The sequence below is a fragment of the Pigmentiphaga aceris genome (assembly GCF_008119665.1).
Taxonomy (GTDB): Bacteria; Pseudomonadota; Gammaproteobacteria; order Burkholderiales; family Burkholderiaceae_B; genus Pigmentiphaga; species Pigmentiphaga aceris.
In genome coordinates, this window is record NZ_CP043046.1 from 2584509 (window position 1) to 2609362 (window position 24854).

At 61.2% G+C, this 24854-nt stretch carries 26 protein-coding genes; 17 read left to right on the forward strand and 9 right to left on the reverse strand.

Translation table 11 applies throughout. The annotated features are described in order from the left end of the window. Window positions 1-87: 87 nt before the first annotated feature. The 4 genes from FXN63_RS11215 to FXN63_RS11230 all read right to left on the reverse strand — a co-directional run bounded on the left by FXN63_RS11215 (window position 88) and on the right by FXN63_RS11230 (window position 4079). Window positions 88-1635 (reverse strand): cryptochrome/photolyase family protein, encoded by a 1548-nt coding sequence (locus FXN63_RS11215; protein ID WP_148814846.1) that lies wholly within the window; start codon window positions 1633-1635, stop codon window positions 88-90. Next, window positions 1632-2939, reverse strand: a complete 1308-nt coding sequence (locus FXN63_RS11220; protein ID WP_148814848.1) for a DASH family cryptochrome — start codon at window positions 2937-2939, stop codon at window positions 1632-1634. The genes FXN63_RS11215 and FXN63_RS11220 overlap by 4 nt, the downstream gene beginning before the upstream one ends. Beyond that, window positions 2936-3097, reverse strand: a complete 162-nt coding sequence (locus FXN63_RS11225) for a DUF2256 domain-containing protein (RefSeq protein WP_148814850.1) — start codon at window positions 3095-3097, stop codon at window positions 2936-2938. The genes FXN63_RS11220 and FXN63_RS11225 overlap by 4 nt, the downstream gene beginning before the upstream one ends. Window positions 3098-3209: 112 nt before the next feature. After that, on the reverse strand, window positions 3210-4079 hold the full coding sequence (locus FXN63_RS11230) for an IclR family transcriptional regulator (RefSeq protein WP_148814852.1): 870 nt from the start codon (window positions 4077-4079) through the stop codon (window positions 3210-3212). 161 nt (window positions 4080-4240) lie between these two features. Here FXN63_RS11230 and FXN63_RS11235 point away from each other — a divergent pair, with 161 nt between their 5' ends. From FXN63_RS11235 to FXN63_RS11270, 8 genes are all read left to right on the forward strand, one after another. Next, window positions 4241-5308, forward strand: coding sequence for an ABC transporter ATP-binding protein (locus tag FXN63_RS11235; protein WP_148814854.1), 1068 nt, complete (start codon window positions 4241-4243; stop codon window positions 5306-5308). A 34-nt stretch (window positions 5309-5342) separates the two neighbouring features. Next, window positions 5343-6236 (forward strand): ABC transporter permease, encoded by an 894-nt coding sequence (locus FXN63_RS11240; protein WP_148814856.1) that lies wholly within the window; start codon window positions 5343-5345, stop codon window positions 6234-6236. Window positions 6237-6246: 10 nt separating this feature from the next. Next, window positions 6247-7041, forward strand: a complete 795-nt coding sequence (locus tag FXN63_RS11245) for an ABC transporter permease (protein ID WP_148814858.1) — start codon at window positions 6247-6249, stop codon at window positions 7039-7041. 145 nt (window positions 7042-7186) lie between these two features. Further along, window positions 7187-7516 carry a (2Fe-2S)-binding protein gene (locus FXN63_RS11250; protein ID WP_148814860.1) on the forward strand — a complete coding sequence of 110 codons (330 nt, stop codon included), beginning with the start codon at window positions 7187-7189 and terminating at the stop codon, window positions 7514-7516. Continuing rightward, a complete protein-coding gene (locus FXN63_RS11255; protein WP_246165103.1) occupies window positions 7513-8907 on the forward strand; it encodes an FAD/NAD(P)-dependent oxidoreductase in 1395 nt (464 codons plus the stop codon). Before FXN63_RS11250 ends, FXN63_RS11255 begins: the two co-directional genes overlap by 4 nt. Next, complete coding sequence (locus FXN63_RS11260) at window positions 8904-10088, forward strand: NAD(P)/FAD-dependent oxidoreductase (protein WP_148814862.1); 1185 nt, start codon at window positions 8904-8906, stop codon at window positions 10086-10088. Before FXN63_RS11255 ends, FXN63_RS11260 begins: the two co-directional genes overlap by 4 nt. Then, window positions 10085-11158, forward strand: a complete 1074-nt coding sequence (locus tag FXN63_RS11265) for an ABC transporter substrate-binding protein (protein WP_148814864.1) — start codon at window positions 10085-10087, stop codon at window positions 11156-11158. The genes FXN63_RS11260 and FXN63_RS11265 overlap by 4 nt, the downstream gene beginning before the upstream one ends. 743 nt (window positions 11159-11901) lie before the next feature. Continuing rightward, window positions 11902-12294, forward strand: coding sequence for a GFA family protein (locus tag FXN63_RS11270; protein ID WP_148814866.1), 393 nt, complete (start codon window positions 11902-11904; stop codon window positions 12292-12294). An 832-nt stretch (window positions 12295-13126) separates the two neighbouring features. Here the strand turns inward: FXN63_RS11270 and FXN63_RS11275 are convergent. Further along, window positions 13127-13633: an Lrp/AsnC family transcriptional regulator gene (locus FXN63_RS11275; protein WP_148814868.1), complete on the reverse strand. Its 507-nt coding sequence runs from the start codon at window positions 13631-13633 to the stop codon at window positions 13127-13129. Window positions 13634-13757: 124 nt separating this feature from the next. Between FXN63_RS11275 and FXN63_RS11280 the strand changes: the two genes are divergently transcribed. Further along, on the forward strand, window positions 13758-14789 hold the full coding sequence (locus FXN63_RS11280; protein WP_148814870.1) for a histone deacetylase family protein: 1032 nt from the start codon (window positions 13758-13760) through the stop codon (window positions 14787-14789). Window positions 14790-14982: 193 nt separating this feature from the next. On the opposite strand, the gene phnN is transcribed toward FXN63_RS11280, so the two are convergent. From phnN to phnF, 3 genes are read right to left on the reverse strand one after another with little or no spacing between them, the layout of a single operon-like run. Next, the gene (phnN, locus tag FXN63_RS11285; RefSeq protein WP_148814871.1) at window positions 14983-15561 is read right to left on the reverse strand and encodes a phosphonate metabolism protein/1,5-bisphosphokinase (PRPP-forming) PhnN; all 579 of its coding nucleotides are present in this window, start codon (window positions 15559-15561) and stop codon (window positions 14983-14985) included. Continuing rightward, entirely contained in the window at window positions 15558-16667 is a 1110-nt protein-coding gene (locus FXN63_RS11290; RefSeq protein ID WP_246165104.1) for a DUF1045 domain-containing protein, read from the reverse strand. The genes phnN and FXN63_RS11290 overlap by 4 nt, the downstream gene beginning before the upstream one ends. Next, on the reverse strand, window positions 16660-17424 hold the full coding sequence (gene phnF, locus FXN63_RS11295; RefSeq protein WP_148814873.1) for a phosphonate metabolism transcriptional regulator PhnF: 765 nt from the start codon (window positions 17422-17424) through the stop codon (window positions 16660-16662). The genes FXN63_RS11290 and phnF overlap by 8 nt, the downstream gene beginning before the upstream one ends. Before the next feature lie 97 nt (window positions 17425-17521). On the opposite strand from phnF, the gene phnG reads away from it, so the two are divergent. From phnG to FXN63_RS11335, 8 genes are all read left to right on the forward strand, one after another. Continuing rightward, a complete protein-coding gene (gene phnG, locus FXN63_RS11300) occupies window positions 17522-18061 on the forward strand; it encodes a phosphonate C-P lyase system protein PhnG (protein WP_148814875.1) in 540 nt (179 codons plus the stop codon). Then, complete coding sequence (phnH, locus tag FXN63_RS11305) at window positions 18058-18771, forward strand: phosphonate C-P lyase system protein PhnH (RefSeq protein WP_246165105.1); 714 nt, start codon at window positions 18058-18060, stop codon at window positions 18769-18771. Before phnG ends, phnH begins: the two co-directional genes overlap by 4 nt. A gap of 74 nt (window positions 18772-18845) precedes the next feature. After that, window positions 18846-20021 carry a carbon-phosphorus lyase complex subunit gene (locus tag FXN63_RS11310; RefSeq protein WP_148814877.1) on the forward strand — a complete coding sequence of 392 codons (1176 nt, stop codon included), beginning with the start codon at window positions 18846-18848 and terminating at the stop codon, window positions 20019-20021. Beyond that, window positions 20018-20968 (forward strand): alpha-D-ribose 1-methylphosphonate 5-phosphate C-P-lyase PhnJ, encoded by a 951-nt coding sequence (locus FXN63_RS11315; RefSeq protein WP_281290868.1) that lies wholly within the window; start codon window positions 20018-20020, stop codon window positions 20966-20968. Before FXN63_RS11310 ends, FXN63_RS11315 begins: the two co-directional genes overlap by 4 nt. Beyond that, window positions 20965-21438 carry a GNAT family N-acetyltransferase gene (locus FXN63_RS11320; RefSeq protein ID WP_148814879.1) on the forward strand — a complete coding sequence of 158 codons (474 nt, stop codon included), beginning with the start codon at window positions 20965-20967 and terminating at the stop codon, window positions 21436-21438. Before FXN63_RS11315 ends, FXN63_RS11320 begins: the two co-directional genes overlap by 4 nt. Before the next feature lie 34 nt (window positions 21439-21472). Next, entirely contained in the window at window positions 21473-22282 is an 810-nt protein-coding gene (gene phnK / locus FXN63_RS11325) for a phosphonate C-P lyase system protein PhnK (protein WP_148819209.1), read from the forward strand. 80 nt (window positions 22283-22362) lie between these two features. Continuing rightward, window positions 22363-23094 carry a phosphonate C-P lyase system protein PhnL gene (gene phnL, locus FXN63_RS11330; RefSeq protein ID WP_148819211.1) on the forward strand — a complete coding sequence of 244 codons (732 nt, stop codon included), beginning with the start codon at window positions 22363-22365 and terminating at the stop codon, window positions 23092-23094. Window positions 23095-23120: 26 nt separating this feature from the next. Next, complete coding sequence (locus tag FXN63_RS11335; RefSeq protein WP_148814881.1) at window positions 23121-24320, forward strand: alpha-D-ribose 1-methylphosphonate 5-triphosphate diphosphatase; 1200 nt, start codon at window positions 23121-23123, stop codon at window positions 24318-24320. A gap of 81 nt (window positions 24321-24401) precedes the next feature. On the opposite strand, the gene FXN63_RS27055 is transcribed toward FXN63_RS11335, so the two are convergent. Next, window positions 24402-24851, reverse strand: coding sequence for a hypothetical protein (locus tag FXN63_RS27055; protein WP_246165106.1), 450 nt, complete (start codon window positions 24849-24851; stop codon window positions 24402-24404). Window positions 24852-24854: the final 3 nt, after the last annotated feature.

A 24854-nucleotide genomic window follows, 5' to 3' on the forward strand; every position in this document is an offset into this window, starting at 1 on the left:
TCGATGGTCTCATTTGAACTGATTGGCAGCAACTGAATTTACATGTCGGTCTTGATGTGACTTGCGGACTCATGTCTGCCTTGGTTTCTACAAAACCTCCAATCGCCCGCGCAGTTCCGCAGCTCGCGCACGCAATCCTTCTCGCTGCGCCTCCGGCATCTTCTCCAACTGCCGATACACAAACACCAGCCGTGAATTCCCCTCGAACACCGACGCGTGCCGTTCGAAAAAGTCCCAATACAGTGCATTGAACGGACAAGCACGCTCGCCGATTTTCTCGCCTGGATCGTAGGCGCAGCCTTTGCAGTAGTCGCCCATGCGTTGCAAGTACGCAGCGCTGCTGACATACGGTTTGGTCGCGATCACGCCGCCATCGGCGCGCTGACTCATGCCCAATGTGTTGGGCAGTTCCACCCACTCGAAGGCATCGATGTAGATGCCCAGGTACCAATGGTGCAGCTCCTGGGGTGACAAGCCGGCCAGCAACGCAAAATTCCCGATCACCATCAGCCGCTGAATGTGGTGCGCATGGGCGGTCTGCAAGGACTGGGTGATGGCCAGGTGCAGGCAACGCATGCGGGTGTCGCCGCTCCAGAACCAGTGCGGCAGCGGCAGGTGGTGGGCCAGCGCATTTTGCGTGTCGTAGCCGGGCATGTGCGCCCAGTAAATGCCGCGCACGTACTCGCGCCAGCCCAGAATCTGGCGCACGAAACCCTCAACCGCTGCCAGCGGCGCTTGGCCTGCACGCCAGGCTTGTTCGGCACGCTGGATGACTTCCAGCGGGTGCAGCATCTTTACGTTCAGCGCGAACGACAGCAGCGAATGGAACAGACGTGGCGCACTGCTGGCCAAGGCATCTTCAAAATCGCCAAAATTCGGTAGTGCCGTGGTGATGAAAGCATCCAGGCAGGCCAGTGCTTCGCTGCGATTTAAGGGCCAGCGCAAGGCTGCCGCTTGCGGGTCGCCAAAACTCGCTACGCCCGCACGCTGCACCATGTCCCACAACGCGCTGTGGTCGTGCTGGGGCCGCCAATCCACGGGCTCGGCGGGTGTGCCGGGCCAGCGTTTGCGGTTGTCTTTGTCGAAGTTCCATTGCCCGCCTTCCGGTGCACCTTTTGCCGTCAGCAGCACTTGCCAGCGGCGTCGCATGTGCTGATAGAAGTGTTCCATCAGCCACTGTTTGCGCCCCTGCATGAAGGCTTCAAGTTCGCTGCGTTCGGTCAGGAAATGTTCGCTGTCCACGGCTTCACAGCTCAGGGTCTGCGCATGAGTCTGAGTCTTGCCCCAGTCTTTCAGTTGCGCGTCCAGCCGCCACTCATCGGGATGCTGCCATTGCACTTGCCCGGCACCGTAGTGCGTGGCCAGCGCGGCCAGGTTGTCGGGGATGGATTGGCGGTTGCTTGGGTGGTCCAGCGCCACGTAACGCACGCGATGTCCTGCTGCGCGCAGGTGGCGGGCGAAGTCGCGCATGGCGGCGAAAATCGCCAGGATCTTCTGGGCGTGGTGCAGGACGTAGTCGGTTTCCTGGCGCACTTCCATCAGCACGTAGACCACGTGTGGGTCTACCTGGGCAAACCAGCTGTGGTTGGGGTTCAACTGGTCTCCCAACACCAGGCGCAGGGTAGATGCAGTCACGCCGTGCCCCACAGGTGTCGGTATGCGCCATCGGGATCGTAAGCGGTGGCTTGCTGCTCGGGGTTGAAGCGGCGGCCACCTTGGGGGTCGGTGCCTCGGCCTGCGATGTACAGCCAGTTGCCCTGGTTGCTGTAGACGTCGTAATCCACCAGATGATGTTCAAACCATGCCGCGCCGACACGCCAGTCGCAGGCGAAGTCGTTCACCAGATAGCTTGCGGCCACTTGGCGCACGCGGTTGCTCATGTAGCCAGTGGCGGCCAGTTCGCGCATGGCCGCATCGACCAACGGCTGACCTGTCTGGCCCGCGCACCAAGTAACAAACCGAGCTGGGTCGTGCGGGGTGTCCCGTGCCGAGCCAAGCCCGCGAGCGCGATACAGCGCGCGACCATGCTGTAAATGCAGGAAGCGGAAGTAGTCGCGCCACAGCAGCTCGAACCAAAGCCAGTAGCTGCCGTCGCTTGCTCCGTGTTCGGCTTCGAACTGGTTCAGCTGCGCCATGGCTTGTCGTGGTGACAACGCACCGGTAGCAAGCCAGGGTGACCACTTGCTGGAATAGTCCATGCCGATCAGGCCGTTGCGCGTGCGTTTGTAGTCGGTGGGCAGACCGCGTGCCAAGTACTGCGTCAGGTGGTTCAGTGCGGACTGCTCACCGTCGTTTTGCGCGGGCTGCTGGTAGGGAAAAGCACTGCGCACATCCAGGGCAGGGCGCGCGCCTGCAAATGCGGCCAGGGTCTCATCCTGACCATGCAGATAGTTATCGGGCACACCCTTGGGCCAGGGCGGCAGGCTGGTGGGCGCAGGCAGTGGTGCATCCGGACGCAGACGCGCCTTTTCAACCGCCTGCCGAAACGGCGTGAAAACACGCGGCAGTTGCGACACCGGCCAAGGCAGCCGGGCCGGATCGAGAAGGCTGCTTTGCCAGACGGTGCGCACTTGCAGGCCGGCAGCGCGCAATGCATGCACGTCCGCCTGTTCTTCGGGCGCGGCAATGTCTTCGCACACAATTGCGTCTGCACCCACGGCTTGTGCCAGCGCGGGCAGGGCGGTGGTGGGTGCTTCCGTACAGACCAGCAGCGGACAGCCCAGGGCCTGCAAATTCTGGCGCAGGTTTTCAATCGTGGATGCCCACCAGGCACGCCGGTGCGGCCCCATGCGTGCAAAACCCCAGCCGCTGTCTTGCGCGGCGTCGGGCAGGCACAGCACGGGCAACAGGTGTTGGGTGCCCTGCGCACAGGCCGCGCGCAACGCCAGTTGGTCGTGCAGACGCAGGTCGTTGCGGAACCAGAACAGCACCGTGCTCATGGTTGAGTACTTTGCGACGGCGAGCTTGCCCGGTTACGGCGGCAGCGCTCGGAACAGTATTTGACCTCGTCCCACACCTTCTCCCACTTCTTTCGCCAGGCAAAAGGTCGGCCGCAGCATAGGCAGGGCTTCTGGGGGAGATGCGGTTTGCGGTGCATGGCGTGAAAATCCGGGTTGCGCAGCAGGGGGCACGGGTTGCCCCACCTGGCCGCCAATCATCACACCGGGCGCTTGATCCAGGTTGGCGCAAGCGTATCCCCCTGCAACCACTCAACCTTGCAAAGCCGGCTGCCAGGGTTCTTGCGCCGCGTTGCTCAGGAACTGTGCGGGTCGACGCAATGCCGGATCGAAGGGATTCAGCTGTGCGCTGATTGCCGCCGCCTCCTTGCCCAGCGCCTTCACAATCTGCGGCAAACGCTCCGCATTCACCCGTTCCGCCAGCGTCCCGATACTGATCGCCGCCATCGCCGTCCCCTGCTGATCCAGAATCGGCACCGACACACCCGCCATCCCCGAAATCGGCCCCTCCCCATGGTCCGTCGCGGCATACCCCAGCGCCAACGTCTTCTCCACGCTCGCACGCAGATAGATCTCATCGAAATACGCCAGGTTGTGCAGCCTCGGCACATTGAAGCGAATGATCTCCTCGCGCTCCGCCTCGGGCATATAGGCCAGCATCAACAGCCCCGCCTGGCCCACGCCCAGCGGCACCCGGCCACCGATATCACCCGTGTACGACCGGATCGGCAGCGGCCCATCCACCCGGTCCACGCAGATCGCATCCACCCCCGCCCGCACCAGCAGGAACACTGTGTCCTTCAGCATGCCCGACAGCCGCAACAGGGCAGGGCGGCACAAGGCTTTCAAGGTGCTGTGCCGTCCGCCTGCGCGCGCCGCCAGCGAGAAGAATTCCACGCTCAACCGATACGACTTGCCGCCTTCGGGTTGTTCCACCATGCCTTCCAGCGTCAGGCTGCGCAGAATCCGGTGCGCGGTTGCCTGAGCAAGGCCGGCCTGGGTGGCGATCTCGGTCAGTCGCAATCCTTCGCAGGGCGAGTTGGCCAACGCCCGGATGATCGCAAAGCCGCGCTGCAGCCCGCCTTGCGAATTATCGGAATCTTCAGAAGCCTGTTTGGCCATCTGCTGCCTTTTTTCGGAAATAATTTTGCAAAGTATAAGTCTCAATTCCGTTGAATGGAAAAATTGCCAAATAAATTCTGTCTGTCGGAATATTTGTTGACGCTCGACAAGGCTGATTTTTAGACTGCATGCATACCAAACGTAATTGCGGGGCAGGACTCATGGCGTTTCTCCGACTGGACCGAGTGTCCAAGTACTACGGCGACAACTGTGTCGTCGCCGACTTCGATCTGTCGGTGGAAAAGGGCGAGTTTGTCTCGCTGCTGGGCCCGTCGGGCTGTGGCAAGACCACGACCTTGCAGATGATTGCGGGCTTTGCTGACGTGACCAAAGGCCGCATCGAACTCGACGGCCGTGACATCACCCATGTGCAGCCGAACACGCGCGGCCTGGGCATCGTGTTCCAGAGCTACGCGCTGTTCCCGCACATGACCGTGTCGGACAACGTCACCTTCGGTTTGAAGATGCGCAAGGTGCCGAAGGAAGAGCGTGTGGAACGCACGCGCGAAGCGCTGGCGCTGGTGAAGCTGGACAAGTTCGGCGACCGTTATCCGCGTGAAATGTCGGGTGGTCAGCGCCAGCGCGTGGCCCTGGCGCGCGCCTTGGTCATCAACCCGCCGGTGCTCTTGCTTGACGAGCCGCTGTCCAACCTGGATGCCAAGCTGCGCGAAGAAATGCAGTACGAGCTGCGCCGCATTCAGCGCAAGGTTGGTACGACCACCATCATGGTGACCCACGACCAGGCCGAGGCGCTGTCGATCAGCGACCGCGTGGTGGTGATGCAAGACGGCCGTGCTACGCAAGTCGATGCGCCTTACCAGATGTACGAACATCCGCGCTCGGAATTCATTTCTACCTTTGTGGGCAAGACCAATCTGGTTGCCGGCAAGGTGGTGGGCTTGGCGGGTGGTCAGGCAACTGTGGAAAGCGGTGCCTTGCATGTCGAGGTGGACGGCGCAGGTCTGGCCTTGGGTGACGCGGTGCAGATTTCGCTGCGCCCGGAAAAGCTCATCGTGGTGCCGGCAGGGCAGGGCAAGTTGCCCTGTTCAGTCGCCGTGCGTTATTTCCTGGGCACGCAATGGATGTACGAACTGGACAGCCCGCTGGGCCGCCTGACGGTATTGGCTCCCAACGACGGCAGCCGCCGCCCGCAAGACGAAGGCGACGCGGTGGGCCTGGACTGGGCCGCAGGCGTAGTGCGCGTGCTGGCAGCAGGGAGCGCGAAATGATCTTGTCTGCAACCCTGATTCGCGGGGTGCCGGTATGAACACGGCTACCCACGCTTCCGGTGCGCCGGCAGCTTCCAACAAAATTCCGGCCACGACCAAGGTCGCCATTGCAGGTGCCTTGCCGCTGACCATTGTCTTCCTGACACTGGTACTGGCCCCGCTGATACTGACGCTGCTGCTGTCGTTCAGCCAATACGATTTCGCCAAGGGCATTCAGCCCGGCTACACGGTTGCCCACTACTGGGCCATCGTGACCGACGATTATTTCCTGAAGATTTTCTGGCGCACTTTCTGGATCGCCGGCCTGACGACGCTGTTCTGCATTTTGATCGGCGCACCGGAAGCCTATGTGCTCAGTCGGATGAAAAAGCCCTGGCGCTCGATCTTCCTGCTTGTGGTGTTGTCGCCCTTGCTGGTCTCGCTGGTGGTGCGTGCCTTCGGCTGGAGCATGCTGCTGGGTCCGCATGGCGCAGTGGGCGCGGTGGCCGACAAGCTTGGGTTTGGGCCGCTGCTGTACACGCCGACCGCCATCATCATTGCCTTGGTTCACGTGATGTTGCCGTTCATGGTGATCCCGGTCTGGACCTCGCTGCAAAAGCTCGACCCCACGGTTGAACAGGCTGCGTATTCGCTCAACGCGTCTCGCTTCCAGACACTGTTCAAAGTGGTGATGCCGCAAGCCATGCCCGGCATTCTGTCCGGCAGCCTGATTGTGTTCGGCTTGGCCGCAAGTTCCTTCGCCATTCCCGCACTGCTGGGTGGCCGTCGCCTGAAGATGGTTGCCACCATTGTTTACGACGAGTTCATGACCGAACTCAACTGGCCGCTTGGCGCCGCCATCGCCATCCTGCTGCTGATCGCCAACGTGATCATCATGCTGGCCTACAACCGTGTGGTCGAGCGCTCGTACAAGCGCAGCCTGGGCTAAGGAGGCCGACATGCTCAAGAATGGCCCGATCGCACTGGCGTTCAATTTCCTGGTGGTGGTGTTTGTATTGGCACCGCTGGTCATCGTGTGTCTGGTGGCGTTCACGCCCGAGACCACCTTGTCGGTGCCGACCACCAGCTTCTCGCTGCGTTGGTTCGAAGCCGTGTTCCAGCATGGCGACTTCATGCAGGCGTTCAAGAACAGCCTGTGGCTGGCAGCCATCTCAGCCACCATCTCCGTGGTGCTGGGCGTGCCGGCAGCATTGGCGATTGCCCGCCACAGTTTCCCCGGCCGCGATGCGCTGAACGCATTGTTCCTGTCGCCGCTGATGATTCCGCACTTGGTGCTGGGCGTTGCGCTGCTGCGTTTCTTCGCGTTGATCGGCAGCGCGGGCAGCTTTGGCTGGCTGGTGTTTGCGCACGTGGTGGTGATCACGCCCTACGTGTTGCGACTGGTGCTGGGCGCGCTGATCGGCTTCGACCGCAGCATTGAACATGCAGCCTTGTCGCTGGGTGCAAGCCGCACCACGGTGTTCTTCCAGGTCACCTTGCCGCTGATCATTCCTGGCGTGTCGGGGGGCTGGTTGCTGGCCTTCATCAACAGCTTCGACGAGCTGACGATGTCGGTGTTCATTACCGCACCGTCTACCGTCACGCTGCCGGTGCGCATGTACATGTATGCCACGGAATCGATCGACCCGATGATGGCCGCAGTGTCTGCATTGGTGATCGCGCTGACTGCGGTGACCATGTTCCTGCTTGATCGCATCTACGGTCTGGACCGGGTGCTGGTCGGCTCGAAGTGACGGTTGCGAAATGATGTTTGCGAAATGATGTCTGTGAAGTGAATTCGGCCACGATCCGCTTCATGCCTGTTCTTCTTACCTGTTCGAATCAGAGCCGTGGGCACGTTGCCCCGGTTCTGGCCACCATGCCTGAGAGCGTGTTCCCATGTCTTTGCTGAAGCGCCTGGTCGATACCGAGCGCGCCCCCGTGGCATTTGTGCTGGATGGCAAAGCCTGCCAGGCCTTGCTAGGCGATACCGTCCTGACGGCGGTGCTGACGCAGGCCGATCGCCTGCGGCAGTCTGAATTCAGCGGGCGTCCGCGCGCCGGTTTCTGCATGATGGGGGCCTGTCAGGATTGCTGGGTACGCACGGAAGATGGCCGTCGTCTGCGCGCTTGCTCGACCTTCATCGAAGAAGATATGCAGGTGGTAACGACGATTGTCCAGGTGCCGGTGGCAACGCAGGCTGCCGCTTGGCCGGAGGATGAAACGTGATCGGCACTAACAACGACGCCACCGCGATTCAGCCCGTTATCGTTGGAGCAGGCCCGGCTGGGGTGCGTGCAGCCGAAGCGCTGGTGGCAGCCGGTCTGCGGCCCATAATGCTGGACGAAGCGGCGCGTGCCGGCGGACAGATCTATCGCCAGCCGCCGCCCGGGTTCAAGCGCCCGAAGTCGGCTTTGTACGGGTCGGAACACCACAAGGCCGATGGCGTGCATCGCAGCATGGATGCCTTGGCCGGCAAGATCGATTACCTCACCCAAGCACTGGTCTGGCATTGCGAAGGCAATGTGCTCGACGTGCTGGTCGATGGCGTCACACGCACGATTCCGTATTCCCATCTGATTCTTGCCACCGGTGCAACCGATCGCGTGTTGCCGTTCCCGGGTTGGCTGACACCGGGTGTTTACACCCTGGGCGGCTCCCAAGTGGCGTTGAAGTACCAAGGCTGTGCGATTGGTGCCGACGTAGTGTTCGCGGGCACCGGTCCTTTGCTGTATCTGGTGGCTTATCAATACGCCAAAGCCGGTGCACGGGTTCGGGCGGTGCTGGACACGGCACGGGTATCGGACCATGCAGCAGGCTTGACCGGCATGCTGCGTGCGCCCGGTCTGTTGGCCAAGGGCCTGTATTACATGGGCTGGCTGCGCGCACATGGCGTACCCATCCATAACGGGATTCGTCCGGTGCGCGTGCTGGGCGACGAACGTGTCAGCGGCATCGTCTGGCGTGACGCGCAAGGCCGCGAACTACAAGTGGAATGTGACGCCGTGGGCTATGGCCTGGCCTTGCGGTCCGAGACCCAGCTGGCAAGCTTGGCGGGTTGCCAATTCGACTTCAACCGGCAAGACCGAGCATGGCTGCCCACGCGTGACCGCGCCGGTCGCAGCTCGGTATCGGGTGTCTACGTGGCGGGTGATGGCGCGGGCATTGCCGGTGCCGATGCGGCCGAACTGGCTGGTGAACGTGCAGGTCTTGCGCTGATTGAAGACCTGGGCATGAAGGTGGACGCGGCACGTGCGCAAGACCTGGAAAAACAATTGGCTGGCATCGGCCGGGTGCGTCAGGCGCTGGAGCGTTCATTCCCGTTCCCGACCGACTGGGCAGAAAGCGTGCAGGACGACTTGGTGATCTGCCGCTGTGAAGAAATCACGGCAGGCACTTTGCGAGCCTGTGTGGCGGAAACCGGCGCACGCGAGATGAACCGTGTTAAAGCCTTGACCCGCGTAGGCATGGGCCGTTGCCAAGGCCGCATGTGCAGCGCGGGCGCGACCGAGCTGTTGGCGCACGCGCTGAAAGTCGGCCCGGAACAAGTGGGTCGCTTGCGCAGCCAGCCGCCCGTCAAACCGTTCCCGATTCGTGTGATGGTCGAGGAACAATCATGACCGAACATCTGCGAACCGAGGTTGCGATCATTGGCGGCGGCATCGTCGGCGGCAGCGCGGCGCTGTTCCTGCGCAAGCGCGGCATTGACGTCACCTTGCTGGAAACCGCCGTCTGCGGTGCCAAGGCCAGTGGCGTGAACTACGGCGGCGTGCGTCGTCAGGGCCGTGCGGTGGATCAGTTGCCGCTTGCGCGACGGGCGCATGCGCTGTGGGCAGAACTGCCTGCGCTGATCGGCACCGATGGTGAATACGTGCGCGCCGGGCACTTGAAGCTTGCGCGCAATGAAGAAGACCTGGCGCTGCTGGAAGCCTATCGCGCCAAGACGCGCGGCTATGGGTTGAACCTGGAAATCATTGCCGGCGAACGCTTCCGTCAGTTGTACTCCTGGCTGGGCAAGGGCGTGATCGCAGGGTCCTTGTGTCCCGAAGACGGTCATGCCAATCCACGCTTGGTTTCACCCGCGTTTGGTCGTGCAGCAGCCCGCTTGGGTGCACGCGTGCTGGAAAACCACCGGGTCACGGCAGTGCATCACGACGGCAAGGAATTTGTGCTGCGTGTGGGCGATGCGCTCGAAATCCGCGCGCGCGTGTTGCTTAATTGCGCAGGAGCCTGGGGCAACGAGTTTGCCCGTGCATTCAATGAGCCCGTGCCCGAAGAAGCCATCCATCCGCTGATGATGGTGACGGAGCCGTTGCCAGTGTTTTCCGATCTGAGCCTGGGTATTCAGGGCGGCAGCATCTACGCGCGCCAGGTTGCGCGTGGCAACGTCATCATTGGCGGTGGACGCGGCATCAGCGCTGGCCCGGACTTCGCACAACCTGATTTTGCCCGACCCGGTCGGGCAGCCATTCCGACATTGCTGGCAGCAGTAGGGCGTGTCATGCCCGCGCTGGCCAATGCGCATGTCATTCGTTTCTGGTCGGGCGTGGAAGGAAATATGCCCGATCACAATCCGGTGCTTGGCCCCAGCGGGACCACGCCCGGTCTGTTCCATGCTTTCGGTTTTTCCGGTGCCGGTTTCCAGATCGGTCCGGCGGTGGGAGAGGTGCTGGCCGATCTGGTCACCACCGGCACAAGCGCCATTCCCATCGACACCTTTGGCATTGCCCGATACGCCACGTCCACCCGGACGCAGGTTGATCAATCCCATCCCGCTGGAACCCACGAGGAGACAACATGAAACACCAATCCCTGACTGTCAGCGCCCTTGCCGGCGCAATCAAGTGCCTGGCGGGCGCAGCCGTGCTGGCTGCCGTGTCGACCGGTGCCATGGCACAGACCAAGACCCTGTATGTCGGCATGAACGGCGGCGACATGGAGCGCGCGTTCACGCAGCACGTGTTCCCCGATTTCGAGAAAGCCAACGATGTGAAGATCGTGGTGGTTCCGGGCACCTCGGCCGATATTCTGGCCAAGGCACAAGCCTTCAAGGACAAGCCGCAAATGCACGTCATGTTCCTGGACGACGGCGTGATGGTGCGTGCCGCGTCGATGGGCCTGTGCCAGAAGCTGGGCGACGACCCGGTGATGAAAGAGGTCTACCCGACGGCGCGTCTGAACGGTGACATGGCTGTCGGCATCGACATGGGCATGACCGGTCTGGCCTACAACACCAAGATGTTCAAGGACAACGGTTGGGCACCCCCGACGTCGTGGATGGATTTGGCTGACCCGAAGTACAAGGGCAAGGTCGTGTTCCAGTCGGCCGCGTCCAGCACTTTCGGTCTGCATGGCTTCCTGATGTACAACCGCATCAAGGGTGGCGACGAGAAGAATGTGGACCCGGGCTTCAAGGCTTGGTCGGGTGATGTGGGCAAGAACGTGCTCGAATACATCACGAATTCGGCCAAAATTGCTGAGATGGTGCAGACTGGTGAAGCGGCGATTTTCCCGCTGACGCCGACTGCTGTGGGTCGTCTGCAGAAGCGTGGCATTCCGGTTGAGTATGTGCAGCCGAAGGAAGGTTCGGTGATTCTGATGGTGGCTGAGTGTGTGATCGCGAACAATAGCGAGCCGGAATTGGCGCAGAAGCTGGCTCACTATCTGTTGTCGGCACCGGCTCAGGCTAAGGCGCTTGAGTTCGGCAATCACTTCCCGTCGAATACGAATGTGACGGCGTCTGGTGAGGCCAAGCCGTATCTGGATAAGTTCCAGGGCTATATGAAGACGGCGACGGTGCTTGATTGGGATCTGATCAATGCAAATCGTCAGCAGTGGAATACGCGTTGGAATCGCGCTGTAGAGCAGTGATTTTTTGCTGATCTGCTGATGGTTGTGTGAACGGCTTCTGGGTTTCTGGGAGCCGTTTTTTTATGGGCGTTTTGTTTGTTCTTTTGCCAGTCGTGGGTGGTGGGGCCGGGTTGGCTGCCCCGCTTGACTTAGGCGTCGGGTCTGCGCCCTCCACCTTGTCCAGAAGGGCAGCCAACCCGGCCCCACCACCCACGCCTTCAAAGACGTTTGGTTAAAAGCTGATCCCGCCTTTGGGCGGCTGCCGTTTTTCTGGCCGCCGGGTGCTGGACTTGGTTCTCGGCATGCGTGGGCCGCCATTCTTGATCTCCAAGCGGCTTGTCTCGGGGATTGGCTGGCCAGGTCGCCACGAAGCGGTTTCTCCGGCTCACGGTTTGGTGGGTTCTTCAGTTGCCTTTTACGGCAGCGCCACGCAAGGAAATTTGCGCGTCTGTTTGGTGGTGGGGTGACACCGAAGCGGGTGGCCGCCGCATTACGGCATGCGGAGAGGGGTAGCGACGATCGTGGCGCTGGCGGGTGATTTGCGTAAAGGCGCTTGTGCTGTGTAGGTCGAGGCACCTGCCTTTGGTGCCTGAAGCCGTCTTTATTGGAAAAAATAACTTATAAATCAATAAGATACGATCTTAAAAAGTACTTTTCCGTTTCGGGAAAAATTCATCGGCCCTATCAACTGGTGCACAGAGGAAGCCTGTCTTGACTGCTTTAAAATACTGTATAAAAATACAGTATTGGTAAAAGGAGTTCCGATGATAAATGGCAGTTGCTGCTGCGGCGCAATCAAATTTCAGTTGACTTCACCTCCTGGCATGATGGGCATGTGTCACTGCTCTCGCTGCCGTAAGGTTGGGGCAAGTGCTTTGGCATTCGTAGATAAAGGCTCATTCAACTTACTTGAGGGGAAGGAGTTTATTCAACGATATGAGCCGGAAGCACCTTTTAAGTATGCAAGGACTTTCTGCAAAAACTGTGGGACTTCATTGGGTGAAATTGGCTCGGAAAGTGAGTCATTTCCAATTTCAGTCAATTGCTTGGATGATGACCCAGAGGTAAGAACACAATTTCACGTATATGTTGGTTCCAAGCCTGCTTGGTATGAGATTTGCGATAGCGCGAAGCAATTTGAAGAGAGTGCTGCCTAATAAAAAACCATTTATATAACTGGATTTTTATTCTCTATTGCATACTTGGCAATATCTAGGTTTCCAATATAAGTGCAATATCAATCCCCTGACTGGCATTTCGATGCTATTAAATTCAGGCTGATTGTCAAGGCCGAATAAAAATTAAATTGCCCTGGCGAGAAATTGTCAGGGCAATTTTTCTATGCACCAGTTAATTCTCGCGGTTCGAGAAATTGCTAACGCGAATGGCTGCTCAGTTCTTCTTCTAACTCCACACTTTACCGTTCATCACTGCCTCGAACATTCGTCATCGCTCCGAACGTTGATCATCAGCCCGACCGCTCAATGCGCAGCATTAAAAGCGCGAATCTGCAGCGCCCCGCCTTTTCGTCGCATTACCTGGTGTGCGGCCACCCGCTTCCAAGTCACCCCACCACCAAGCAGGCGCGTGACATCGTTAAGTGGCACTGCCGTAAAAGGCCCCTGAAAGACGGCCCGAGACGTGAGCCGCTGAGTCGCTTCGTGGCGACCTGGCCAGCCAATCCCCGAGGCCAGCCGCGTAGCGATGAAGGACGGTGGCCTACAAAGGCCGAGAACCGCATCCAGCACCAAGCAGCCAGAAAATTGCAGATCGCCCAAAGGCGGGATTGGCTTTTAACCAAGCCGCTTTGAAGGCGTGGGTGTCGGGGGCGTGGCGGCTGCCCTTCTGGACGACGTGGAGGGCGGGAGACCCGACGCGTAGGTCCAGCGGGGCAGCCGCCACGCCCCCGACACCCACGACTGGCAGAAGAACCACCACACCGTCACAAAGCAACAAAACAAGAAGCGCAAACGCCCCTCAACCCTCACATCAACCGCGCTGATCAACACCATCTTCAGGTACAGGAATGCGAGTAACCGCCTTGATCTCACGTAAGGCCAAGCTGGACTGGATCGCGGTAATGCCCGGCTGTTTGCGCAAGACTTCTTCCACGAAGCGACCGTAGCTTTCCAGGTCGGTTGCCAACACGCTGAGCATATAGTCGGCGGCACCCGTCACCTTATGGCAAGACAGCACTTCGGGATGATCGAGGATGATGCGTTCGAAGTTATCGGGTGCATTGGCGGAATGATCGCCGAAGGTGACCTGCGCAAACGCGAGCACGTCGTAGCCTAACTTACGCCTGTCCAGATTGGCCTGATAGTCCTTGATGATGCCCTGATCTTCCAGACGCTTGCGGCGACGCCAGCACGGGGTGACGGTCATCGACAGACGTTCTCCCAGCGCTGCGCTGCTCAGACTGCCGTCTTCCTGCAAGTGATGCAGCAGGGCACGATCTGTCTCGTCTAGCTCAATCAAGGGTAAGCATTTGCTCATTTTGATGGGTATCGGCGAATAATTTTGCCGTAGTGACAAATAGTGGACAGTTTAAAGCAAAGCTTTTTCCACGCGCCGCCACCATAATTTTCCGTTCGCAATCTGCTTTCGAACAGGAATTTTCGTGATCACCGTTTTCAGCACCGCCCACCGTCTGCACCATGGCTCCGAGCTGAAAGACGGTGCGATCAAACCCTCTTTCGAGGCACCGCAACGCGCCGAGATCGTGCTGGATCGTGTGCAGCAAACCGGGCTTGGGCAGGTGCTGCCGGCGCAAGAATTCGATCGCACCTGTTATGTCGCCGCGCACAGCGAACGTTACGTGCGCTTTCTGGAAACAGCCTGGTCTGAATGGGCGGCCACCGGCAAGACGCACCATGCCTTGCCGCTGGTGTGGCCCGTGCGTGATCTGGCCACTGATCAAGAGCCGGGCTTCATCGATGGCAAACTTGGGTTCTACGCCATGGATGCTGGCGCGGCAATCACGCCGGGAACCTGGGATGCGGTGCGCGGCAGCGCAGACGTCGCGCTGACTGCTATGGAGCAGGTCATTGATGGCGCAAAAGGTGCGTTTGCGCTGTGCCGTCCACCGGGGCATCACGCTGCACGGGAATACATGGGTGGCTACTGCTATCTGAACAATGCGGCCATTGCGGCGGAACGCTGCCTGAGTCGTGGTGCAGAAAGGGTGGCGGTGCTGGACGTGGACTTCCATCACGGCAACGGCACGCAGAACATTTTCTACGACCGCCCGGATGTATTTTTCGCGTCCATCCACGGGGATCCGCAGGTGTCCTACCCGTACTTCTCGGGCCACGCTCATGAACAAGGGGCGGGTGCGGGGGTGGGCTTCACGGCCAACTATCCCCTGGCCAAGGGCACGGCGTGGGACCGCTATCAAGTTGCTTTGAAAGATGGGCTGGGCCGCATTGCCGCGTTCAAGCCAGCGTTCCTGGTGGTGTCCTTGGGTGTCGATACTTTTGAAGGCGATCCCATCAGCCATTTCAAGCTGACCAGCGACGACTTTCTGCGTATGGGGGCGATGATTGCCAGCATCGGCATTCCCACAGTGTTCGTGATGGAAGGCGGATACATGGTGGATGAAATCGGCGTCAATGCCGTGAACACCTTGCAAGGCTTTGACGGCGACAGCTGATTATTGGTGAAGCACGGTGTGCCCCGCGAGGCCATGATGCCTGCCTGGTTCATGACTCGCGGAGCAGGGCTGGTCACCCGACAGGCGAAAGGCCCTATGCTCGGCAAGTACGCCATGCTTACCGAGGGCATGGCTTGTGAAAAAAGGCTTGTCACACGACAAGCGACAAGCCTATGTCATCACGCCAGCCGAATCAGCACATCACCGCTGCTTTCCTCGGCCAGCCCTCCAGACATTCCAGCGCATCCAGCAATTGTTCGCCAGCCTCATCCAGCGTGCTGTCGTTGCGGATCTCGATTGCGCCCGCGCCCATCGGCCAAGCCAGATGCGCAGCCCGTGCAATGCGCGCTTCGACCATCTCTGGTGTTTCACGGCCACGCGACAGCAGACGCTGACGCAAGGTGTCTGCGCTTGCCGTGATGTGCAGTACGGTCAGGCCGGGAAACTTTCTGGCGGCTTGCGGCAGATGTGCCCGCGAGCCGTTCACCAGCACCCATGCGCCGTCTTGCAAGGGTGACAACTCTGCTTCGCGCACGCCGTATTGCAAGTCGTTGGCGGTCCAGTCGAACACGAATGCCTTGCGTGCGCGCAAGTATTCAAACTCGTTGGCATCCACGCTTTCATGCGGCTCGCCGCCGACATGCGACGGTCGGCTGACGGTGCGGCGGGCCAAGTGAACCGGGGCGTTCGATGGCAGGTTGCTGCGCAGCCAACCAAGCAGGCTGTCTTTGCCCGCACCCGACGGTCCTACCGTGTAGATCAGACGATTCATGCACCCAGCTCCATGCGATCGAGATAAAGGAAATCCGCACCCGGGGTGGGTTCGGCAAACAGCGATACGGCGTCGACACGCAGCGGGGGCAGGGCGGCGAACCACTGCTCTGCTGCGTCTTGCAAAGCGGCTATGGTCTCTGGGGCTACGTCACGCAAGGAACCAGTCAGCGAGAAGTGCAGCCGGAACTGGTCCATGACGTAGGGGTAGCCCCAGCGTTGCAGCAGTCGGTCTTGTTCGGGTGTCAGGCCGCTTGCGCGTCGGCGGGCGAGTTCGGCTGGCGACAAGGGGGCGGCCAGCGCATGCAGGTGGCTGACGCAGCTGCGGGCCAAGGCGTCGCTGTCGCGGGTGTTGTCGGCATTGTCGCTGTCTTGCGTCTCGCCTGCTGTGTCTGCCGGCACCAGCGCCAGGAAGTCGCCAAGCAGCGCCACGCGAAGCGGCAGCAGGAAAGACCGACGCTCGCGGCACAGCGCGGTAAGGCGACCTTGCAGCATCACCGCGTCGGCATCCTCGGCCAGCGTGAACGGGGCTCGCAGAGTGGCGTGCCAGCCGTAGCGGCGCGGGGCTTCCGTCAGGCGTTGCTGCGTGGACATCGACACGCCCGGAATCAGCGGTTGCGACACCACTTGTCCGGTAGCTGCGTCGCGCCCAAGCCAGCTGCTGCCTGCCTTCCACCACGCGGTGTCCGGGGCAGGGGAAAGGTAGATGGCAAAGCGGTGCATGGGCACCGGACCAGGCGGCCGGATCTCCGGGCCTTCCTGGTAGGCGGCGTTTGCGGCGGCAATCAGCTGGCCGCTGCTGGTGTTGGTGGCGTTGGTGATTCGGGGGCCAGCCTTGAAAGCGCTGCGCGCCAACAAGGATTGCTGACGCGCCTGGTGGGCATCACTGTAGTCCGCAACGTTTGCCAGCGCGGGGTTCGACAGCCCCGATCCGGTCGCCAAACCCCGGGACGCCAGCTCGCCAAGCGGCGAGGTTCCGCCGCTCGCACCGCTCGATAATCCCGCACCAGCCATTGGTCCCGCCTTCGCCACCGATTCACGCGGGGTTTGCTCGGCCAGCGGCTTCACCGTGCCATCGGCGCGTCGTGTCGGGTCTTGTTCACGCATCGTGGCTCACCGTCAATGTGATGCGGTCGCCCGCAAACCAGGCGGTGGCGAACTCGATGGGCACGCCGTCCATGTCGGTGTTCACGCTTTCCACCATCAGCACAGGCCGATTCATGGGTTGGCGCAGTCGCCCGGCCAGCGTGGCGTCGGGCATCTGGGCGGTGATACGGCTTTCCGACCGCGTGTAGTCGGACACGCCACGGGCATTGAACGCGGCGGTGATCGACCCGGTTTCGCGCACCACATCTTCCAGCCCGGCAAAGCGTGGCAACGGGAAAAAGCGCTCGCTGACATGCAGCGGTTGCGGTTGGGACTGGGCCTGTGCCAGCACATGCAGGCACAACAAGGTGCTACGTGCTGGCACTTTCAGCGCGCGTGCCTGCACGGCGTTTGCGCGCACGTTGCTTGCGTCGATCACTTGCAGCCCCCCACGCAGCCCGGCCATTGCCATGTTCTGTTGATGACGCGTGCGTTTGGCCAGCACCAGGTCCACCGCGAACTCCTCGACGTAGGTGCCGCTGCCTTGCGTAACGCGCAGCAATCCCTGGTTGCACAGACTGGCCAGCGAGCGCCGGATGGTGTGGCGATTCACCCCGAATTGTTCTGCCAGCGCGTGCTCGGACGGCAGTCGTTGGCCAGGCAGGTAGGTGCCATGGGCAATGGCTTCGGTCAGGTCGGCGGCGATGCGCGGCCAGAAGCTGCCGCGGCCTGCTGGGGCTGCGGGAGTGGCGATTTGGGGAGGGGTCATCACTGTCATCAAACCTACATGCACGCCTTTTAATCTGGCGTCAGTTATTCAACTTGTCTAGACAACTTGTCCCATTTGTCTACACAAATTCGAGAGTACTCATTCCATGTTTCAAGCCTCTGACAGCGCTGGCACCACGCGGCCCCTGGATCGGACCACGAGCAGTCACCTGACGCGACCGCAGTGGATGGCTTTGTTGGCACGAGCGCCGATCGACTTGCTTGAACCTGCGCTGGGCAGTCATGCAAGTGTCGCACCGCAATGGCTACGTATGCCTGAAACCGGGTTGATGATGGTACAGGGTCGTGCGGGCGGAACGGGCGAGCGTTTCAATCTGGGTGAGGTCACCGTGACACGTTGTGCCCTGCGTCTGCCGGATGCCGTGCCAGGTCAAGCTGCCGTTGGCGTGGCTTATGTAATGGGACGTTCACACCGCCACGCCCGGCTTGCCGCGTTGGCCGACGCGCTGCTGCAAGACCCGGCAAAGCAGGCAGCACTGGACGCTGCGCTGTTGACGCCTGTGCGCGCGCACTTGGCGCAGCTGCGCACGCAACGTCAGGCACGTGCCCAGAGCACCAAGGTTGAATTTTTCACGGTGGCGCGCGAAAGCAGCGGCATCGAGGGCGACCAGGAGGAAGACGCATGAGTTCAGTGATGACTGTTGGACAGATGGTTGGGCAAGCGACCGAATCTACGCGGTCTGCCGCATCGCACGCGGTAGGTTCTGGCGCAGTCGACCTGTCGACCTTGGGTGCCGGCTTCGTTGACTTGGCACGGGGAAGCCAAGCCGTGTTCCGCACCACGTTGGAAGCCTTGTCGCACCCTGGTCGCCCGCTGCCCTTGCGGGCCGATGTGCAGGCTCCGCAGCATGGCAATACGGCCGCCGCGGTGTTGTTGCTGGCTTTGCTCGATGCCGACTGCAGCTTGTGGTTGTCGCCCTCGTTGGCTGCGGGCGACGCAGGCGGGTGGTTGCGTTTTCACACGGGATGCGTGCTGGTGGCCGATGCTTCGCAAGCGCAGTTCGTCTGGGCCACGCATGCAGAAATGCCGGATCTGACGACCTTGCCGATGGGTAGCGAGGCCTACCCCGATCAATCGGCCACCTGCGTGATCGACGTGCCCGATTTCCTGAGCGTGGGTGATGGCATCGACATCGGGGCCTGGGTACTGCGCGGCCCGGGCATTCGCGGTGAAACCCGCTTGCATATTGCCAACCTGGCACCCGCCACCACCGCCGACTTCCTCGCGCAGCGCGCCGTCAACCACGCCAGCTTCCCGCGCGGTGTGGACGTATTCCTTGCCTCGTCAGACCGCATTGTCGGCCTGCCGCGCAGCACCCAGGTTTCAGAGGTCTGAGATGACACGCTTCCCACGTTCAACGTCTGTGCCGGGGGCATTGCAGCCTTGCCAGGCAGACTCGCGGAGCTGATATGTACGTTGCAGTCAAAGGCGGTGAGACCGCCATCCGCAATAGCTATCGCCGGCTTGCCGAGCAGCGCCGTGGTGACACGTCCGTGCCGGAACTGTCGGTCACGCAGATTCGTCAGCAGATGAAGCTGGCGGTTGATCGGGTCATGACCGAAGGGTCGGTCTACGACCCGGAATTGGCCGCGCTGGCCATCAAGCAAGCCTCGGGGGATCTGGTCGAAGCCATTTTCCTGCTGCGCGCCTACCGTGCCACCTTGCCGCGCCTGGGTACGACCCTGCCGCTGGACACCACGCGTATCGAGATGGACCGGCGTGTGTCGGCGACCTTCAAGGATCTGCCCGGTGGGCAGGTGCTTGGCCCGACTTACGACTACACCCAACGGCTGCTGGACTTCTCGTTGCTGGCAAATGCGGACCAAGTTGCACAAGACCTGCCCGATGACGAAGCCCCGGCCGCTATTGATGCACCGTTGCCCGTCATCCCGCGCGTAGTCACCTTGTTGAATCAGGAAGGGCTGATCGAGACACACCCGGTGCCGCCAGACGATCCGGCACCGGTTGACCTGACACGTCAGCCCCTGCGTTTCCCGGCTGATCGCGCGACGCGCCTGCAGAATCTGGCACGTGGCGATGAAGGTTTCTTGCTGGCCATGGCCTATTCGACTCAACGTGGCTACGCCCACAGCCACCCGTTTGTCGGTGAAGTGCGCCTGGGCAGCGTCGAGGTCGAAATCGCGCCGGAAGAGCTGGATTTCACCTTGTCGATCGGCGACATGGAAATCACCGAATGCGAAATGGTCAACCAGTTCGGTGGCAGCAAATCCGAGCCGCCGCAATTCACGCGCGGATACGGCTTGGCCTTTGGCCACTGCGAACGCAAGGCAATGGCCATGAGCCTGGTCGACCGGTCATTGCGGGCGGACGAGCTGGGCGAGGCCATCGTATCGCCCGCGCAGATGCAGGAATTCGTGCTGTCCCACAGCGACAGCCTGGAAGCATCGGGCTTTGTGCAGCATCTGAAGCTGCCGCATTACGTCGATTTCCAGGCAGAACTTGCCCTGGTTCGGCAGATGCGCGCGGCGATGGTCACGCAGGGCTCGACAGCCGATACCGACCTTGATGCATTCCCCGACACCGGCATCAACACAGACCCGCTTACGACCCGGAGCGCCGCATGAACGCCCCGCATGATTTCCCGCAAGACGCGGTGACCCAACGCCAGCCAGGCACGCCCTGGTCGGAGCCTGCCGACACCGGCTCCGAGATCAACTTTGCATACCTGGACGAACGCACCAAGCGCATGATCCGCCGCGCCATCCTGAAAGCCGTGGCGATCCCCGGTTATCAAGTGCCGTTCGGCTCGCGCGAGATGCCCTTGCCCTATGGCTGGGGCACGGGCGGCATTCAGGTGACGGCGTCTGTCATCGGTCCGCAGGATGTGTTGAAGGTCATCGACCAAGGCTCCGACGACACGGTCAATGCGGTCAACATCCGCAGGTTCTTCGAGCGCACCACGGGCGTGGAAACCACCACCGTGACTGAAGCTGCCACGCTGATCCAGACGCGTCACCGCATTCCGGAAACGCCGCTTGCCGAAGGCCAGGTGCTGGTCTATCAAGTGCCGATGCCCGAGCCGATGCAGAAGCTGGAACCGCGCGAAACCGAAACCCGCACGCTGCACGGCCTGGCCGAATACGGCCTGATGCACGTGAAGCTGTACGAGGACATCGCGCGCTACGGCCACATTGCCACCACCTACGATTATCCGGTGCTGGTGAACCATCGCTACGTGATGTCGCCGTCGCCGATCCCCAAATTCGACAACCCCAAGATGCACATGAACCCGGCGCTGCAGTTGTTCGGTGCCGGCCGTGAAAAGCGCATCTACGCCGTGCCGCCGTACACCGCCGTGGAAAGCCTTGGCTTCGAAGACCACCCCTTCGAGGTACAGCGCTGGGACGTACCCTGCGCCATCTGCGGATCGACCGAGAGTTTCCTGGACGAGATCGTGACCGACGACGCCGGCACTCGCATGCACGTGTGCTCGGATTCGCATTACTGCCAGTCGCGTCCGCCGGTGCCGGACTTGGTCGACATACCTCGCGCCGTGCCGGGGATCGCATGAGCGCCGTCGACGTTTCCCAAGACATCGCCGCGCTCACACTGCGCGTGGCCAACCCCGCCGACTTGCCCGCCGTGCTGGGTTTGTACGCGCAGCCCGGTATGGACGACGAGACGCTGAGCGTCACGCAAGCCGAGTTCGTGCTGGCGGAGTTTTCACGCTACCCCAGCTACCGCTTGTTCGTGGCTTGCGAGGCCGACGGCAGCATTGTTGGCACCTACGCACTGCTGATCATGCACAACCTTGCGCATAACGGCGCACCATCGGCCGTGGTCGAAGATGTGGTGGTGATCGCCGGACGGCGCGGGCAGGGCATCGGTCGTCAGATGATGGCCCATGCGATTGCCGAGGCACGTGTGGCGGGTTGCTACAAGCTGGCGCTGTCGTCCAACGCCAAACGCGTGGGCGCACATGCCTTCTACGAATCGCTCGGCTTTGCGCAGCATGGCCTGAGTTTTGTGATCGAGCCTTGATAGGGGCCAGCCGATGAATTCTCTGAAGCAGTCGATGACGGCGTCCGGTACCAGGCACGCCGCATTGCAGCCTGTTGCCCCTTTGCTGCAAGTGCGCAATATCTCCAAGCGTTATGGCGATCGTGTGGCCTTGCGCGATGTGTCCTTCGATCTCTGGCCCGGTGAGGTGTTGGCCGTGGTCGGTGAATCAGGTTCCGGCAAATCGACCCTGCTGAACGCCGTGGCGGCCCGCAATTTGCCTGATGGCGGCAGTGTGAAGTTCCAACTGCGTAACGGTGAGCTGCAAAACGTGTTCGCGATGAATGAATCGCAGCAACGCCTGCTGGCCCGTACCGACTGGGGCTTTGTGCACCAGAACGCAGCAGATGGTCTGCGTATGGACGTATCCGCAGGGGCGAATGTCGGCGAACGTTTGATGGGCTTGGGCGAGCGCCACTACGGCCGTCTGCGCGCCACCGCCATCGACTGGCTGACTCGCGTCGAGATTGATCCCGCGCGGATTGACGATGCGCCTCGCAGCTTCTCTGGCGGCATGCGTCAACGCCTGCAGATCGCGCGCAATCTGGTTACTCAGCCGCGCCTGATCTTCATGGACGAGCCCACGTCGGGCCTGGACGTGTCGGTGCAGGCACGTCTGCTCGACATGCTGCGCCAGCTGACCCGCCAGATGAACCTGGCCGCGACCATCGTCACCCACGACCTGGCCGTTGCCCGACTGCTTGCACATCGCATGATGGTGATGCAGCGCGGTCTGGTGGTGGAAGCCGGTTTGACCGATCAGGTGCTGGACGACCCGCAGCACCCCTACACCCAGCTTCTCGTTTCCTCGGTCCTGCAACCATGAGCACCGCTGCCATGACTTTTGCCACCCCGACTTCCGCTGCACAGGCATCTGCCCGGCACGTTGCTGCATCCTTGCCGCTGATGGCAGACGGCGCGCCCGCGCCTGCCTTGTTGCAGATGCGCGGTGTCGCCAAGCGCTTCGTGCTGCACAACCAGCAGGGCGCATCCTTGTCGGTGCTAGACGGCGTGGACCTGAGCATTCACGCCGGTGAATGCGTCGTTCTCGACGGGCCATCCGGCATGGGCAAAAGCACCTTGCTGAAGCTTGCCTACGCCAACTACCGGGCAAGCGAGGGCAGCATCACCGTGCGTCCGCTGGATGCGCCCGCAGTCGAAATAACTGCCGCCACGCCCCGCGAACTGGTTCGGCTGCGTCGCGACACCATCGGTTATGTCAGCCAGTTCCTGCGCGTCATTCCGCGTGTGTCGGCACTGGACGTAGTAGCCGAGCCGCTGACCGAAGACGCTGGCGAAAACGCAGCCGCCATCGAAGCAGCGCGCGAGCAAGCCCGCACGTGGCTGACAAGGCTGCGCATCCCCGAGCGGCTGTGGCATCTGCCGCCAGCCACGTTCTCCGGTGGTGAGCAGCAACGCATTAATATCGCCCGCAACATGATCAAACCCAAACCCCTGCTGTTGCTGGACGAACCCACGGCCTCGCTCGACGCGGCCAACACCCGGACCGTGATCGATCTGATCCACGAAGCGGCTGCGCGCGGCGCTGCCATCGTCGGCATCTTCCACGATGCCGAGGTAGGAGACGCAGTTGCCACACGGCGCATCAACGTCGCTGAATTCAGGGGGCAGGTATGACGGCCAATATGAAAGCAATGGACCGCATGAAAGAAAGCAGCGCCAGCGGCGAAGGCACGCGTACCGGGCTGGGCGGCAACGTGGTGTTCCGCAACGCGCGCATGGTGTTGCCCGATGAGGTGGTGCCTGGTGCTTTGTCGGTGCTGAACGGCCGTATCGTTGCCATTGACGATGGTGGCACCTCAATAGCGGGTGCCATCGACCTGGGTGGCGACTACCTGATGCCAGGCATGGTCGAAGTGCATACCGACAACTTCGAGCGTCACCTGATGCCTCGTCCCAAAGTGCGATGGCCCGAATTGCCGGCGCTGCTGACGCACGACGCGGAAGTGGCAGCGGCCGGCATCACCACCGTGTTCGATGCCCTGGGTGTGGGTGAGGCCGATACCGACAGCCTGCGTGGCAGCGCATGGCACGACGTGCTGGCCGCGCTTGAGCTGGGCGCAAGCCAACACTTGCTGCGTGCCGATCACCACCTGCATGTGCGCTGCGAGCTGCCGGCACCCAACACGATTTCGCTGTTCGAACCCTTCCAGCATCACCCACGTCTGTCGCTGATCTCGCTGATGGATCACACGCCAGGCCAGCGCCAATGGGAAAACCTGGACCAGGCGCGTGTGTACTACACCGGCAAGAAAGGCTGGAGCGCTGAGAAATTCGAACGCCAGGTAGCGGCAGCCGCAGAATTGCAGGCGCAATACGCCGAGCCGCATCGCGCCTATTTTGTCGACTATTGCCGAACGCATGGCGTTGCGCTGGCCAGCCATGACGACACCACGGTCGCCCACGTGATGCAGGCGCATGGCGAGGGGGCCAGTATGTCGGAATTCCCGACGACACTCGCCGCCGCGCAGGCCGCGCGTGCGCATGGTTTGTGTACGGTGATGGGCGGACCGAACGTGGTGCGTGGCGGCTCACACTCGGGCAATGTGTCGGCAAGCGAGCTTGCCCGTCACGGATTGCTGGATATTCTGTCTTCGGACTACGTGCCTGGCAGTTTATTGAGCGCAGCCATGCGATTGGTGAGCGACGGACATTATTCGCTGCCGAAGGCCGTGGCAACGGTAACGCGTGCACCTGCGCTGGCAGCTGGGTTGGCTGACCGGGGAGCTTTGCAGGCTGGGCTACGCGGGGATTTGCTGCAAGTGCATGTAGCGCAGTTGCCCAACGGCGGGTCGCATGCGGTGGTGCGGGCGGTGTGGCGGGAAGGGCGGCGGGTGTTGTAGATCCGACTTGGATTTATCCGTATTAGTTCTGCGCGGGTAGGTAGTTCTGCGCGTCACACCGAGCTATTCATTTTCAGTCAATTACGATAAAACCATTTCCTGCACGCGCTTCGCTTCACGTTTATCAAGATGGGTTATTCGCGTCGTTATCACGCCAAACAATGACGTCACGTCAGGCCCCGTCTTGCAACGAGCAGTTCCGATTGGTCTCATCGTGGAGAGCAGGAAATGGGAAGTTCCGCCAAGATCCGGGTCATGCTGTCGAGCCGTTGCAATGACCCGTTTTCTGATGACGGCAAGACGACGCTGAGCGATATCCGCCGAGAACTCAAAAAAGAAATCGAATCCCAGAAAATTCTGGGCCGGTCTGTTTTCGAGGTGTGGATCAATGAAGATGCCCCGCCGGCTGACGCTACCCATGATAGCTGGGAAGCCTGCATGCAAGCCGTTCGAGACTGCGATGTGCTTATCGTGCCGTCCAACGGCAATGCGGGTTGGGCCAAGACCGGGGGCGATATCGGTATCTGCCATGCC